General features: G+C 41.8%; 10 protein-coding genes and 1 pseudogene. 7 read left to right on the top strand and 4 right to left on the bottom strand.

Annotated elements, in window-relative coordinates; translation table 11 throughout:
• Positions 1 to 45: 45 nt before the first annotated feature.
• On the top strand, positions 46 to 612 hold the full coding sequence (locus F899_RS05090) for an arylesterase (protein ID WP_372510645.1): 567 nt from the start codon (positions 46 to 48) through the stop codon (positions 610 to 612).
• Positions 613 to 647: 35 nt separating this feature from the next.
• Here F899_RS05090 and F899_RS05085 read toward each other — a convergent pair whose 3' ends face one another.
• On the bottom strand, positions 648 to 1,262 hold the full coding sequence (locus F899_RS05085) for a carbonic anhydrase (protein ID WP_004810892.1): 615 nt from the start codon (positions 1,260 to 1,262) through the stop codon (positions 648 to 650).
• Between the two features lie 306 nt (positions 1,263 to 1,568).
• Between F899_RS05085 and F899_RS05080 the strand changes: the two genes are divergently transcribed.
• Positions 1,569 to 2,606, top strand: a complete 1,038-nt coding sequence (locus tag F899_RS05080) for an alpha/beta fold hydrolase (protein WP_004810894.1) — start codon at positions 1,569 to 1,571, stop codon at positions 2,604 to 2,606.
• A gap of 14 nt (positions 2,607 to 2,620) precedes the next feature.
• Positions 2,621 to 3,628, top strand: coding sequence for a hypothetical protein (locus F899_RS05075; protein ID WP_005221211.1), 1,008 nt, complete (start codon positions 2,621 to 2,623; stop codon positions 3,626 to 3,628).
• Between the two features lie 39 nt (positions 3,629 to 3,667).
• Here F899_RS05075 and F899_RS05070 read toward each other — a convergent pair.
• Together F899_RS05070 and nfuA are read right to left on the bottom strand one after the other, a co-directional pair.
• Positions 3,668 to 5,732 (bottom strand): annotated as a pseudogene (locus F899_RS05070) (TonB-dependent receptor domain-containing protein).
• A gap of 178 nt (positions 5,733 to 5,910) precedes the next feature.
• Complete coding sequence (gene nfuA, locus F899_RS05065) at positions 5,911 to 6,549, bottom strand: Fe-S biogenesis protein NfuA (protein WP_004810902.1); 639 nt, start codon at positions 6,547 to 6,549, stop codon at positions 5,911 to 5,913.
• 160 nt (positions 6,550 to 6,709) lie between these two features.
• Here nfuA and F899_RS05060 point away from each other — a divergent pair, with 160 nt between their 5' ends.
• Complete coding sequence (locus F899_RS05060; protein ID WP_034433925.1) at positions 6,710 to 7,327, top strand: rhomboid family intramembrane serine protease; 618 nt, start codon at positions 6,710 to 6,712, stop codon at positions 7,325 to 7,327.
• Between the two features lie 201 nt (positions 7,328 to 7,528).
• Positions 7,529 to 9,070 carry a hypothetical protein gene (locus tag F899_RS05055; RefSeq protein ID WP_005221207.1) on the top strand — a complete coding sequence of 514 codons (1,542 nt, stop codon included), beginning with the start codon at positions 7,529 to 7,531 and terminating at the stop codon, positions 9,068 to 9,070.
• A 374-nt stretch (positions 9,071 to 9,444) separates the two neighbouring features.
• Here F899_RS05055 and F899_RS05050 read toward each other — a convergent pair whose 3' ends face one another.
• Positions 9,445 to 11,064, bottom strand: coding sequence for an inorganic phosphate transporter (locus tag F899_RS05050; protein ID WP_008304765.1), 1,620 nt, complete (start codon positions 11,062 to 11,064; stop codon positions 9,445 to 9,447).
• Between the two features lie 516 nt (positions 11,065 to 11,580).
• Between F899_RS05050 and metH the strand changes: the two genes are divergently transcribed.
• The gene (metH, locus tag F899_RS05045) at positions 11,581 to 15,267 is read left to right on the top strand and encodes a methionine synthase (protein ID WP_005221205.1); all 3,687 of its coding nucleotides are present in this window, start codon (positions 11,581 to 11,583) and stop codon (positions 15,265 to 15,267) included.
• A 91-nt stretch (positions 15,268 to 15,358) separates the two neighbouring features.
• Positions 15,359 to 16,625, top strand: a 1,267-nt coding sequence (locus F899_RS15715) for a hypothetical protein (RefSeq protein ID WP_005221204.1), incomplete at its 3' end; no start/stop codon positions are given.

Below are 16,625 nucleotides of genomic sequence, written 5' to 3'. Positions count from 1 at the left end.
AAGTCTTATCTATTCCGCAGCTTAGCACTGTTTGGCCTGTGCCTGATGCCGGTGCTGGTTTCAGCAAAGACCATTATGATTCTGGGTGACAGCTTAAGTGCGGGTTATGGTATTCAACCTGAACAGGGTTGGGTCAATCTGTTGCAAAAACGTTTAAACCAACAGTATCCGAAACAGCATAAAGTGGTCAATGCAAGTGTGAGCGGTGAAACCACCAGCGGTGCACTGGCACGTCTGCCTAAACTGCTCCAGACCCACAAGCCACATATTGTCGTGATTGAACTGGGTGGCAATGATGGCCTACGTGGTCAGCCGCCACAGATGATTCAGAAAAATCTGGCAAATCTGGTTCAGCAAAGTCAAAAAGCCAAAGCAAAAGTCATTCTTTTTGGCATGAAAATGCCGCCAAATTATGGTCAAAGTTATACAAAAGCTTTTGAAAATAATTACAAGGTGGTGAGCCAGCAATATAAAGTGAAATTGTTACCATTCTTTTTGAATGGGGTGGCAGGAAATAAAAACTTGATGCAACAGGATCTGGTACATCCAAATGCCAAGGCACAAAGCATCCTGTTAAATAATGCTTATCCATATATTAAAGGCGCCCTCTAAGGCGCCTTTAATATCATTCATTCTTAAAATTCAAATTAGAAATCAAAAAAGGTGACTTCACCAGTTTCCAGTGAGTATTCAGCACCCACCACCAGTAATTTGCCTTGTGCAATGAGATTTTCCAGTACTGCTGAACCATGACGTAACTGGTTCACAGAAGCAAATACATTCGAACGTACTGCATGCTTAGACAGTTTGTTCAGGTCATCCTTCAGTTCAGTCTGCATCAGAATTTCAACTGATGGACGTACACGGTTAACAATTGACATCAGATTTGCAGATGGCGGAGTTGCCGGATTGGTCAGTGCTTCAATCGTAGAATGAATTGCGCCACAATGTGTATGACCCAAAACAATGACTACAGGACAACCAAAGCTTTCTGCAGCAAACTCAACACTACCAACCTGAGACGGCGCGACAATATTCCCTGCTACGCGAATGACAAACAGATCACCCAGACCTTGGTCAAATACCATTTCTGCTGGCACACGTGAATCTGAACATCCTAAAACAATAGCAAATGGTTCCTGACTTTCTGCCATTTCAGCACGTTGCTGATGCGATAATAATTTTAAATGCTGCGTTTCACCGTTGACAAAGCGTTGGTTACCCTTTTTAAGACGTTCTATAGCTTCCTGAGCTGTGAGCATTCGTGTTTACCACCGTTGTTTTAAGTTGCAATATTTTAATCCTCTGATTTATGAATGTCACTTGCAAAAAATCAGCTTGTCTAAATTTCTATCAGTAGACCTGCATCACACTAATATTTCAATTTATGATCAGAGTTCACATGAAAACTGATTTTTTTCACTTATGTGAATAACTTATTGGTGACATTACTTCACAATTATTTACAATAGAAATAACTCTATAATTTTATCCGAACAAGGTGGATTTGCTTCAGGATAAAACTGTTTTGAACAGTACACTGGATGCAAGACAAGGAATGTGACGCCATGATAAGAAAATTAATAAAGCGCTCAAAATTACTCTGCGCCATGACCCTAATATTAGCCCCAAGCTTCAGCACACTAAGTCAGGCCCAAGTCAGTTTTCCTACGCGTGCTCAGCCAGGCAATAATATTCTTAGCCAGTATCTGGTTCAGGAACGGCTACAGGCGGGTCTGAAAAGCAAAACGCTGAAAGTCGGTCATATTTCCTGGAGCTATAACGAGGGCGGGAATGTCAATAAACCCTCTATTTTACTGATTCATGGTCTGGCGGGCACCAAAGACGACTGGAATCGTGTCGCACGGTTTCTTACGCCTTATTATCATGTGATCGTTCCAGATTTACCCAATAATGGTGACACCCGTACACCCGCAGATTTTGATTTCTCAGTACCGAATGTAACCTCTCAACTGCGTATCTTTCTGGAAGCTTTGGATGTCGATGAGAATCTGCATGTTGCTGGACATTCTCTAGGGGGGTCGATTGCCACAGTTTATGCTTCTCAATATCCTTTCGATACGCAAAGCCTGTTCTTACTGAATAGTGCCGGAATCTATAAAAACGCCAATACGCGCTATACCCGTGATCCATATGCTTTAAAGAACCTGATTGTAAGCAAACCGGGAGATCTGGAAGATGTCAGTCATAAACTGATGCAGCATCCGCCTGCTCTCTCAGATCAGTTAAAACACGCCCAGGAAAAACTGCTGATTTCCCGTTCCGAGCAGACCAGCAAAGCTATTGATCAAATTGTCATGCTGAGCCGGATCTATACCCCGGAAACATTTGCTCGTTTGACCCGTACTGTAGAAGCACCAACGCTGATTTTATGGGGTAAGCAGGATCGTATTATTAATGTTGAAGTGGCTAAAGAGCTGCACTCCTTATTTAAACGTGCCGAAACACCAGTGATTCTGAACAATGTTGGTCATATACCGATTCTTGAAGCAGAAAGACAGGTTGCACAGTATTATTTACCTTTTCTTGCAAAGACACAGACCCTAAAAAATCCACTTGCTGATAAACTCATCCCTTTAAATTAACTTTTAGAATCAATATGCAGAAACACCCGATGATTGAGCAATTGATCGAAGCTCAGCTTGACTTTCTAGATCAGTCATTTGCTCAATCTGAAACGATTCAAAATGAGTTTCAGACTTTTTATCTCTGGTTCCGCAAACAGACCCTGAAAGATCTGTGGAGTCCAATGCAAATTAACCTGCTATTGCAAAAACAAATATTAGGCACAGCAGCCAGCTCTTTTTTGATTGAACAAATTGCAGAACATATCCGTTTTGCTCTGGTCCACCCTGCAAATGACAATACCAAGATTGCCGATGTGATTCCTGTACTGACCATTGATAAGATTGCTCAGTATGTCGCAAGTAAAAGTGGTCATCGTCAGCGCCTGATCAAGAAAGTGGTGAATAATCCGGCCTTCTCTGCCATGATCAGCCAATTGATCCAACATTCAATTCAGGATTATCTGGATAATTCGGTGATTGCCAAGAGTGTACCGGGCGTTTCCCGCTTTATGAAAATGGGCAAATCTGTACTGGAAAATGTGACTGATACCAGTCTGGACAATACCATTGCCAAATACTTGCAAAAGAATATTCTCAAGCTTGGCCAGTTGAGTGAAAATATCCTGAACCAGCATTTTGATGATGAAAAACTCTATCATTTTCAAGCGAATCTCTGGCATAAAATCAAAGACATGCCTCTGTCCGTATTAAAGAATTATATTGAAGTACAAGATCTGACCCAGACTGTGAATTTGGGCCATGAAATCTGGGATCACATGCGCCAGACCGATTATCTGCAACAGCAGATACAGGATGGCGTGCACGCCTGGTATGTCCGTAATCAGGAGCACACTTTTGATCTGCTACTTCGTGATCTGAATATCGATGAGTCGCTGATTCAGCATGAACTGAATTCCTTGCTGACACCGATTATTCAGCAGATGATTTCACAAGGTCATTTACGTGAACGTGCGCGCCAATATCTGGAACAGTTTTATTATTCCGAAAGTACACTGAATATTTTAAAGATTGAAGTATAAAAAAAGCCGCTTGAAGCGGCTTTTTTTATACTCACAGATTTAGAATTTTGCATTTAAGCTGATACCGTAACGACGACCATCTAATAATTGGTCACCATCAATATCTTCTGCTTTTTCATCCAGCAGATTATAGACCCCAAATTTACCTGTCAGGCTCGGGCTAAATTTGTAGTTAAAACCAAGGTCTATAAATTGATAGCCTGGATTCGGCTGGGCTATAGAGGTACGACTCAGGTAAGCAGATGTTTCAGAACGATGGTGCAAGCGGCTCCATACATTTAATGCATCGCTTAATTCATAATCTACCCCGATATTGAACATATGTTCTGGCATCTGGTTCAGTGGCTGACCTTTAAAATCACCCGACTTAAACTCGGAATCTGTATAAGTATAATTTGCAGTTAATGTCGTATAGTCATTTAAAGTAGCTTCTAAAGTAGCTTCCACACCACGAATTTCTGCTTCATCCACGTTAATACGCTCACTGATGAAGTAAAACGGCGTGTCTCCTTCGAAACATGTCCAGTTTTGCCAGTTATTTCGGTTTGTCGTTGTACCATCGGTATCGGTTTCACAGGCACGCACTTCGGTAATACGGTCTTCATATTTAGTGATAAAGCCGGTAATAGAAGTACTGATATAATCATTTTTCCAGTTGAAGCCCAGTTCAGTAGATAGACTCGATTCAGGTTCTAAATCCGGATTCGCACGAATGATGCCACGCCCTGTTGGTAATGGTGAACCGCTACCACCGGTAACACTATAGAAACCTTCAGTGGCTGCACGAATATCAGGTTGTTTATAACCTGTAGCTACACCGCCTTTTACAACAAAATTATCATTTACAGCGTACACCCCATACAGACGTGGTGATAAATGACCACTATAGTTTTCATCATGGTCATAACGTAAGCCGGCTGTTAAATCGAAACGATCTGTCATGCTCCAGGTATCTTCCAAGAACGCTGCAGCAGACCAGCGCGTCAATTCACTAAACTCAGGTGAATTCGGATTACGGTTAGTGGCTTTATCTTCGAGCTTTTCATCTTTAAAATATCCACCAAATGATAAAGTATGGTCACCCAACAACAAATTCCATTGACTGTTAGCAGTCCAGGTATCTAAGGTAATTCCTTTGGTACCCAGTTCCGTATTGCCTCGATCCGGATTTTTTGAATTTTCATATTGAATATATGATGAACTGTCCAAGTTATCGTTATAACGGCCATTATGAGTTACTGAATAAACATTACGATAATTGCGCGAAAACGAATCTGCAGCACCTTGAGCGGGTGCTACCGTTTTACCGACTGAAGTCGTAGATTCCTGTTGCACAAAATTGGCTTCAACTTGTACATCATGATCATCATTAATCGCATAGGTCAAACGCGAGTTTAAGCTTTCACGCTCGGTGCCACGGAAGCCGCCAATATAACGATCTTCATTACGTTCCTGCTTATTGACTGCCAGTTGCAAGCCAAGCTTATCTGCAATTAAAGGACCGACAAGATATACAGAACCATTTTTGATATCACCTGAGCGGTTACTATCCTGAATGATGGTCCCTAACTCAATATTGCCAGACCATTCATCAGACACTTTTTTGGTAATGATATTGACTACCCCGCCCCATGGCGTCTGTGCCATAAAGAGTTGATGCTGGACCACGGATAATTTCAATACGTTCAATTGCGGCAATTGGTGGCAGGATATTTTTTTCAAAACCACCGTCATCACCATTTGGGTTTACATCTTTACCATATTGACGCTTACCATCTACTAGAAACAAGGTGTAATTTGAGCTCATGCCACGAATACTGATGGTCTGTGCAGAACCTGCACCTGAAACTACGACCCCTGGCGTATTACGCAATACATCGGTAATGTCGTTATATTCACGCTTTTCTAATTCTTCACGATCAATGACCGTAATGGATGCAGGTGCTTTAGCCAGGTCTTGTTCATAACCTGTTGCAGTTACCACAATCGTTTGCAGTTTCGCAGCTTCAACTTGTGGAGCACCAACTTCTACTGCAAATGTATTGCCCGCCATTGCCGAGCCGATTGCAAAAGCTAACGTCGATTTCAAAAACGGTGTGTTCATACTCTATTTACGCCCCAGAAGTAGATTTATGAAGAAATATTGATGGAATTGTGACGCATTGTATCAAATGTTACTCTAAACACAATTACTATTGATAATTATTATCATTATTAATTGCAGATAAAAAAAGACCTCAATTATTTGAGGCCTTTTTTATAAGCTAACTTTTATTTGCTACTTACTTGAAGTATGCACCTTCAGCCTGACTATGGTCAGTCTGGTCAACCACACGTGCAAGCTCAGGAACGTGCTGTTTCAAAGTTGTTTCAACGCCTTGTTTCAAAGTCACGTCAATTGCTGAACAGCCCTGACAGCCGCCGCCAAATTTAAGTACAGCAGTCAAACCGTGTTCAGGATCTTCAACCACTTCAACCAATGCACAGTTACCACCATGACCTGCCAGACCTGGATTAATTTCTGACTGAAGCACGTAAGTGATACGCTCTTCTACCGAGGCATCAGGACCTACACGTGGCACTTTAGAGTTTGGTGCACGGAAAGTCAGCTGACCACCAAAACGGTCTTTGTTGTAATCAATTACTGCATCAAGCAAATAAGGAATAGATGGAGTATCGATGTACGCAGGGAATTCTGGATAATCCTGTTTGTAATCTGTCGGTACAACTTCATCTGGTGCACTATAAGCCATGCAACATTCAGCGCGCGGTGTACCCGGATTTTCCACGAAAACGCGTACACCAATACCTGGTGTATTTTGCTTTTCCAGTAGATCCTTTAAATACTCTTGTGCAGTCGGTGTAATCAATAGATTTGGAATTTCTTCTGTAACTGCAGTGCTGCTGTTCTCAGTCGACATAACAATAATTTCCTCAAGCTGAAGCTGCCATTTTAACTGAAGATGCGGGGTAAATTTAAAATTTCAACTAAAATTGTCGGATTTATTATAAAAGTACTACCTAAATGTCAGAATAATGGCAAGATTAGGGATCACTACTTCAGAATTAGAACTGCCGTCTATGCTGCATTTACCCTTTAATCATACCGTTACCCTTATTCTGATTACCTGCATCATCTCTTTTATTGCCTTTTCCAAAGAGCAGGTCATGAACCGTTTGATTTTCTGGCCACCAGCAATTCAACGTGGTCAATATGACCGTTTTATTTCGCATGGCTTTATTCATGCAGATGGCACACATCTACTGTTCAATATGATTACGCTGTTCTTCTTTGGCAGTATTATCGAGAGCTTTTATCGCCAGTATCTTTATGATCTGGGCTTTGTCCTGTTCTATCTGGGTGGTCTGATTGCAGCCATTATTCCGAGTTATCTGCAAAATAAAAATAATCCACGCTGGGCAAGTCTGGGTGCCTCGGGTGCAGTATCAGCAGTATTATTTGCCTATATTCTGTTTGAGCCATGGAAACTGATTTTCGTGTTTTTTATTCCTGTGCCGGCCATTATTTTTGCAGTGCTTTATGTCGCTTATAGTGTCTGGTCTGGCAAACGCGGGAACAGCAATATCAATCACAGTGCTCATCTTTGGGGGGCGGCTTATGGTGTGGTTATGACCATTATCCTGGAACCTCGACTTATTCCACACTTCCTAAATAAACTGGCTCAACTTCCCTTCTAGATTCTTTCATTCATGAAGGGTACTGAGAATTAGTTTTTTAAACGAGTGATGATAAGGAAGCCATATGCTTCCTTTTATTTCGAAACATCTCGTAATAATTTTAAAAGTCAGGATGTCATATATTGCCAACCTTGGAGTGGATTTTGCAGTGATAATGTATACATCTGTATATTAATTGCTGTAAATCGCGAGATATTTTGCATGTCCAATTCCCCAGACGGTCTTCAATTCCCTATTTCTGCTTCACAACAAAAACCTAGCACTTCAAAAATTGGCCGCACTATCATTTCTGAAGCCTTAAACGCTGTTGATCCTGTACATGCCAGCGCAGCTCAACAGGAAAAAAACTGGCGTAAGCAATATCCGGTTCATTTTAAACATCTGGTTGAAGACGGCCTGCGCTCTCCAGGTGCAGCACTGAATATTGCCCAACAAGGTCTGAAAACAGCGCATGCCAGTTTTGAATATTACCGTGATGGCCAGAAGCATCTACTCAAAGATGTAATGTCTTTACCTGCGCAAAACCTGAGTACCTTTCAGCTGAAAGGTCAGTCTGAAAAAGCTCCTGAATGGTATGTGCCTTATCATGGTAAAAAATTGCAGGGACAAGCCCTACTGGACCAGATCCAACTATGGGAAGAACGTGGTATCGTCGAGCCAAGTCATGCCCATGCCCTGCGTGAATGTATTGCTCACCCGGAATGGTTTGATCTGTCAGATCGTACCACGGTGCTGTTCGGTGCTGCTTCTGAAGCGGGTCCACTGACCTGGTTATCTAAATGGAAAGCCAATATCGTGGCAATTGACCTGCCAAATACCCGTGTCTGGAGCAAGATTCTGGATACAGTAAGTGAAGGTAATGCTACTTTATATGCGCCTTCAGCTGAAACTCTGCCAGCGGATACCTCAATTGAAGTTCTAAAAGAAAAGCTCGGTGCCAACCTGTTGACGCAAATTCCAGAAATTGCCCAATGGCTGATTCAGTTCGAGCAAAACCTGGATCTGGCAGCAATCGCCTATCTGGATGGTGAAAAACATGTGCGTGTTTCCATGGCAATGGATGCAATCATGAAACACGTTAGCGAGCAGAAAGCCAATACCAGTCTGATGTATATGTGTACGCCAACTGATGTCTATGCCGTGCCAGAAGAAGTGGTTCAAGCATCACAAAGCAAATACCAGCAACTGTCTAAACTGGAAAGTACTTTGACCAAAGGTATTTCGCTAATCTCACGCAAACATTTCTTTAAGAAAAATGCACAAGATTTATTCAAAGTTGCTGATCAATCCTATGGCATATGTGACTGCTTGGTGGTTGAACAAGGCCCGAACTATGCGCTGGCAAAACGTATCCAGCAGTGGCGTGCGACACTGGCACGTGCCAATGGCCAACGTGTCAGTATTAATATCGCACCTTCTACAACCACTTATTCTGTAACCAAGAATCCGCTGCTTAAAGCTGCGTTTAATGGTGCCAGCCTGTTTGATGTCGAAGCTTTTGCACCAGAAACTACCAATGCGATTATGGCAGCCTTATGGATTCATGATCTGCGTAATCCGGAGTCTGTTGCTAATCCAGATGTAAAACTGAATCATCCACTTGAGCTGATGATGTCCGGTGCAAATCATGGTGGTTTATGGCGAGTGGCTTATCTGGCACGTACTGCACTGCCATTTGCTGCGCTGTATGGTTTTGCGACGGATAAGTTGCCGAAAGGATTGTTAGGTAAGTTGAAGAAGTAAATTGAAAGTTCTTTTTCCTCCTAGGAGATGAGCAGCACTGCTGCGCAAGGAAGAGGTCAATATAGGCTTTGAATCTTTCAAATTTTTATGAATGGACTTTAAAGAAAATTGAAGTTGATCCATTCTATACATTCTTTTTTTCTTTACTTTTGAAATATGAGAAGCATGTCTTCACAAGGTAACAAAAATCTTTTGTTAGGCTGATGATATATCCTGAGTAATTTTTTAAGCATTGCTTTAAAAAATTACGCAAGACAACCTAACGGCGACATCCCTGTCGCCTTCATCATAATTTAAAACCTTTCGATTTTTAAACTTTTCAAAACGTCATAAAAAACGCTGCCTCGGCAGCGTTTTTTTTACATCAAATTTTCTTAGAAAACTTTTAACAGTACCCAGTACAAACCACCTGACAGACAGATCGTTGCTGGCAGTGTGAACACCCAGGCAGACAGAATCGTTTTCACCATCTGGAAGTTCAGGCCAGACTTGTTCGCTACCATCGTACCTGCAACCGCAGAGTTCAGGACATGAGTCGTTGATACCGGCATACCGAAACCGTCTGCAGCAGCAATTGTAGTCATGGCTACCAGCTCGGCAGACATCCCCTGACCATAAGTCATATGTTGTTTACCAATACGCTCACCTACAGTCACTACAATACGTTTCCAGCCCACCATGGTACCTAGACCAAGTGCCAAAGCAACCGCCACTTTTACCCAAGTCGGGATGTATTGCAGGAATGAATCCAGGTTATCACGATATTCGTCAACTGTTTTTTCCTGTGCAGCAGTCATCGCAGGCAAAGCTTCTGCTTTATCCAAGCGTTTAAATGCTGTGGTGCTCAAGTACATGTCATTACGGAATTCTGAAACTTGCGCCTCAGGCACATCTTTAATGTTCGTGTATGAACCGACTTTTTCACCCAAATGATCCGTTAAGCTTGCCAATGCTGGTACAACTTCAGCATTTAACTCTTTAGTCTGAATATATTTGGTAATTACGGCACGTGCCTGTTCATCCGGAATATCATCATGCTGTGGATAGATCACATCAGCAGTTTGAGCAGATAATTGACCGAAAGACTGGATATGCTGTGCATCAAGATTCTTGTTTAACGAGTATGCCAAAGGTACACAACCGATCAAGATCAGCATGATCAGGCCCATACCTTTTTGACCATCATTTGAACCATGGGCAAAGCTTACACCAGTACAGGTAAAAATCAGAATGGCACGAATCAGTGGTGGTGGTGGCTTGTTACCTTCAGGTGGCTTAAACAGCTCTAGCTGCTTTCTGAAGATTTTTTTCACCAGCAAGAACAAGATTGCAGCAAAAGCAAAACCGATCAAAGGCGAAAATAAAAGTGCCTTCCCGACTTTCATCACCTGTTCCATGTCCACACCGGAAGCACCGCCACCTGCATTGAGCAGATAGTTCATAATGCCCACACCCAGAATCGAACCAATCAGGGTATGTGAACTAGAAGCAGGAATACCCAGGAACCAGGTGCCCAGATTCCAGAGAATCGCGGCGATCAACATGGCAAAGACCATGGCAAAACCGGCACCTGTACCCACGTTCATAATCAGTTCAACAGGAAGTAATGCAATGATCCCGTAAGCAACGGCACCACTGGCCACCATTACCCCAAGGAAATTACAGAAACCTGCCCACATGACTGCAACCGGTGCAGACAATGCGTTGGTATAGATTACGGTGGCAACCGCGTTGGCTGTATCGTGGAAACCATTGACGAATTCAAAGCCTAGCGCAATAAATAGCGCTGTGGCTAAAAGAATCATCGAATACAGACCGATTGCTGGAACATGCGCCAGATCTGAAGTCAACTGAAAGCCGATATAAATCAGCGTAGATATAATTACAGTCAGAAACACCGGCATAAAAAATTTCGGTGTTGGCACATGAACATTAGTCGACTTATGTGAAGGCGACTGATGGGCTGAACCTGAGGGAGTTTGATTAGAATTCATGCAAGCAGGAATAGAGGATTCAAGAATCCCCATATTGTTCAGTTTAATTGTGACAATTATATGACAAAGCGCCGTCATATAGACCAATTTTTTAGACTTTCTTGCTGCCGTTCATCCTAAAGCCACATACTATCAATATTAAAATTAAAAAATAAAAATCAACAATTTATTTAAATAAAAACCGCTTATCCACTCAACTTCATTCATGTTTTGCAATAAATTTGAACATTTTCTCAGAACTGTCATCTTCCTGAGCCTGTCACAGTTGACTCTATATTGCCCCAGTCATATGACACTTTCATGAAACTCATTTATATTTTATTTTCGGTCAAATTCCTCCATAACTGACTTCGAGCTTTCTGTTTTCTATCTGTTTTCAGCTTTCTATGCACAGTTCAATTTGCTTATCAGATTTTCATATCAGTCATATCCAGCATTCTGAATAATGGCTACAGAAAACTGCGCACTAATCTGTTAAGATTATTGCCGTTTTTGATGCTTACTGAGAAAGTCTGAATGTCCACACTTGCCACCCTGAAAGAACTTCTTGCCAAAAGAATTTTAATTATCGATGGTGCGATGGGTACCATGATCCAACGCCATAAATTGGAAGAAGCCGATTATCGGGGTGAGCGTTTTGCTGATTGGGCATATGACCTTAAAGGCAATAACGACCTTCTGGTTTTAACACAACCACACATTATTCAAGGTATCCATGAAGCGTATCTTGAAGCGGGCGCTGACATTATTGAAACCAATACCTTTAACGGTACCCGTGTTTCAATGTCGGATTACCACATGGAAGATCTGGTTCCGGAAATTAACCGTGAAGCAGCGCGTATTGCCAAAGAGGCCTGCGCGAAATACTCAACCCCTGAAAAACCACGTTTTGTGGCAGGTGTAATTGGTCCAACCTCACGTACCACCTCTATTTCACCAAACGTAAATGACCCGGCGTTTCGTAACATCACTTTTGATGCATTAAAAGTCGACTATATCGAATCGACCAAAGCATTGATTGAAGGTGGTGCAGACATCATCCTGATCGAAACGGTATTTGATACCTTGAATGCTAAAGCTGCGATCTTTGCGGTGAAAGAAGTCTTTAAAGAAATTGGTTATGAATTGCCAATTATGATTTCAGGCACAATTACCGATGCATCAGGCCGTACATTGACCGGTCAAACCGCTGAAGCGTTCTGGAATTCAATGCGCCATGCAGAACCGATTTCAATCGGTTTTAACTGTGCGCTGGGTGCAGATGCCATGCGTCCACACGTAAAAACCGTGTCTGACGTTGCCGACACCTTTGTTTCTGCACATCCTAATGCAGGCTTGCCAAATGCGTTTGGTGGTTATGATGAAACCCCTGAAGAAACGGCTGCTTTCATCAAAGAATTTGCTGAAAGCGGCTTGATCAATATCACCGGTGGTTGCTGTGGTACGACGCCGGATCATATCCGCGCGATTGCACAAGCAGTTGAAGGTATTGCGCCACGTCAGATTCCTGAAATTGAATCTGCGTGCCGTTTAAGTGGTTTAGAGCCATTTAACATCACCAAAGATTCACTCTTTGTAAACGTCGGTGAACGTACCAACGTGACTGGTTCTAAAAAGTTCCTTCGTTTAATTAAAGAAGAAAACTTCACAGAAGCTTTAGACGTTGCCCGTCAACAGGTTGAAGCCGGTGCACAGATCATCGACATCAACATGGATGAAGGCATGCTCGATTCGCAAGGTGCAATGGTGCACTTCCTGAATCTGATTGCGTCTGAGCCAGATATTTCACGTGTGCCAATCATGCTTGATTCTTCAAAATGGGAGATCATTGAAGCAGGTTTGAAATGCGTGCAAGGTAAAGCGGTTGTTAACTCGATTTCCTTAAAAGAAGGTTATGACGAGTTTGTAGAACGTGCCCGCCTCTGCCGTCAGTATGGTGCTGCGGTGATCGTGATGGCCTTTGATGAAAATGGTCAGGCGGATACTGCTGAACGCAAAAAAGAAATATGTAAGCGTTCTTACGATGTGCTGGTGAATGAAGTCGGCTTCCCATCCGAAGACATCATCTTTGACCCGAACGTGTTCGCGGTGGCAACCGGTATCGAAGAACACAATAACTATGGCGTAGACTTCATTGAAGCAACAGGCTGGATTAAACAAAACCTGCCAAATGCAATGGTATCAGGCGGGATCTCCAACGTGTCGTTCTCATTCCGGGGTAACGAACCTGTTCGTGAAGCGATCCATGCAGTGTTCCTGTATCACGCGATCCAGAAAGGCTTGACCATGGGGATCGTCAACGCAGGTCAGCTTGCGATTTACGATGATATCGATGCAGAACTGAAAGAAGCTGTTGAAGATGTGGTCTTGAACCGTAATCAAGGTGAAAGCGGTCAGGAAGCGACTGAAAAATTACTGACTATTGCTGAAAAATACCGTGGTCAAGCAGGCGCACAAAAAGCCGAAGAAAACCTTGAATGGCGTAATGAAAGTGTTGAAAAACGTCTTGAGTATGCACTGGTAAAAGGCATCACCACTTACATCGATCAGGATACGGAAGAAGCCCGTTTAAAATCTGCACGTCCTTTAGATGTGATCGAAGGACCACTCATGGCAGGTATGAACGTGGTCGGCGACCTGTTCGGTGCTGGTAAAATGTTCCTGCCACAAGTGGTAAAATCTGCACGTGTGATGAAGCAAGCTGTGGCTTGGCTCAACCCGTTTATTGAAGCAGAAAAAACCCAAGGCGAAGCCAAAGGTAAAATCTTGCTTGCAACGGTAAAAGGCGACGTACATGACATCGGTAAAAATATCGTGGGCGTGGTACTTGGCTGTAACGGTTATGACATCGTTGACCTTGGCGTAATGGTGCCATGTGAGAAGATTCTACAAACGGCCATTGATGAGAAAGTGGACATCATCGGTTTGTCTGGTTTGATCACTCCGTCATTGGATGAAATGGTCTTTGTTGCCAAAGAAATGCAACGCAAAGGCTTTAACATTCCACTGATGATTGGTGGTGCGACTACATCGAAAGCGCATACTGCGGTGAAGATTGCTCCGCAATATCAAAATGATGGTGTGTTCTATACGGCTGATGCATCTCGTGCTGTAGGTGTGACCACACAATTACTTTCTGCTGAAATGAAACCACAATTGATGGCGGACTATGCCGCGGATTATGAAAAAATCCGTACCCGTCTTGCCAACAAGCAGCCAAAAGCAGCAAAACTGTCTTATGCTGAATCAGTTGAAAATGGCTTCAAAATCGACTTCGACAAGAATGCACCCGTTAAACCAAATTTCATTGGTTCCGAAACCTTCACCAACTATCCATTAGAAACCTTGGTTGAATACTTCGACTGGACACCATTCTTTATTTCCTGGAGTCTGGCGGGCAAATTCCCGAAAATCCTTGAAGATGAAGTGGTGGGCGAAGCAGCACGTGACTTGTATGAACAAGCTCAAGCAATGCTCAAAGACATCATCGAGAATAAACGTTTCGATGCACGTGCAACCTTTAGCATCTATCCTGCCAACCGTGTCGCAGCGGATACCGTTGCGGTGACTGATGAAGCTGGCAATATAACGCATACTTTCGAACACTTGCGTCAGCAATCTGACAAAGTCACTGGTAAAGCAAATTACTCATTGGCTGACTTTATTGCACCTAAAGGTGTGGCTCAGGATTACTTGGGTGGCTTTACTGTATCGATCTTTGGTGCAGAAGAGCTGTCTCAGGAATATAAAGCCAAAGGGGATGACTATAATGCAATTATGGTTCAAGCCTTGGGTGACCGTTTTGCCGAAGCCTTTGCAGAGCATCTTCACCAGCGGATCCGTAAAGAGTTCTGGGGCTATCAGGCAGACGAAACTCTGGACAATGATGAATTGATCAAAGAGAAGTATGTCGGCATCCGTCCTGCACCGGGCTACCCTGCTTGTCCAGAACATTCTGAAAAAGCACCATTGTTTGACTGGTTAGGTACTACTGAGAAGATGGGTACTTACCTGACTTCTAGCTTTGCCATGTGGCCACCTTCATCAGTGAGCGGTTTCTACTATGCGAATCCTGAAACTGAATACTTTAATGTGGGCAAAATCTCTGGCGATCAGCTGGAAGATTATGCGAAGCGTAAAGGCTGGACACTGGATGAAGCGAAACGCTGGTTAGCGCCAAATCTGGATGATTCTATCGTGTAAGATTCCTCTAATTTAGAGTAGAAAAAATCCCCTCGAGCGAGGGGGTTTTATTTTATAATATTAGTAATTTATAACTTTAATATACAAAAATATGGAAAACATAGAGCTTCATAAAATACTTGATGAGTATCTACATAAAATTGTAGCCTTAAATGAAATTATTCCTTTTCAAATGAAATCAGCGTTTGAAAGTTTTACTAATGCAAATGACAGTCTAAATAAGACTGTAGAAGAATATGGCAACCCTATTACACATGAAGATGGAACTACTGGTTTTGAAATTAGTTTCAAACATGCTCGTTTAATAGGCCGTATAAGTAAAAAGAGAAAACAAGCCCAATTAGCATTAGAAATATTACCACAATCATTTTTGGTAACCTTTGTTTCCGAATATGATTCGTTCTTAGGACAATTGAATACTTATATTCTAAAAAATAGACCAGAATTACTTAAAGCTGAACAAAAAACAATAACATTTGAAGAGTTGAGTACTTTAAATAGTATTGAAGAAGCTCGTGAAAAAATTATAAATCAGGAAGTTGAAAATTTATTAAGGGAAAGTCACTCAAAACAATTTGATTGGATGGAAAGTAAATATAATTTAACTCTAAAAACAGGGTTGGAATCATGGCCAGTTTTTATAGAACTCACCGAACGAAGAAACCTTTTTGTACATTGCAATGGATTAGTTTCTGAACAATATTTAAAAAAATGTAGAGCAGCTAAATATAAACTAGATTCTGAAATTCAAGTGGGAAAAAAACTTCGTGCGAATAAAGAATATATCGAGCTTGTTTACAAAACACTTTTTGAAATTCCCGTGAAATTGACTCAAGTACTATGGAGAAAACAATTTCCGAAAGATATTGAAAAAGCAGATGATAGTTTAAGTGATATTACATATGAATTATTAATTAATGAGGAGTATGAATTAGCATCAATTTTATTAGATTTTGCATGCAATGTATTAAAAAAATGGAGCTCCGAGGGACAACGACTGGTTTTTGTTATAAATCGAGCTATTTCCTATAAGTTTAGTGGCAAAGATTTTAATAAAATTCTTGATGCAGAAGATTGGTCTGCATGCAAAATATCATATCAGCTATGCGCAGCAGTGCTCAAAGAAGATTTTGAACTAGCAAAAAAATATATGGTCAAAGCTGGTAAATCTGAAGAAATAAGTGAAGTTTCTTTCCTAGAATGGCCATGTTTCAGAAATTTTCGTGAAACTGATCATTTCAATGAAGCCTTTATTGAAATCTTTGGTAAACAACCATCTTATATAGAAAGTATTAATGCAGAAACAGAAACAGAAACAGAAACAGAAACAGAAACAGAAACAGAAACAGAAACAGAAA

This window comes from Acinetobacter sp. CIP 101934 (genome assembly GCF_000369585.1).
GTDB classification, from domain to species: domain Bacteria; phylum Pseudomonadota; class Gammaproteobacteria; order Pseudomonadales; family Moraxellaceae; genus Acinetobacter; species Acinetobacter schindleri.
The sequence above is the reverse complement of the archived record's forward strand: the minus strand, read 5'-3'. Positions and strand labels throughout refer to the sequence as shown.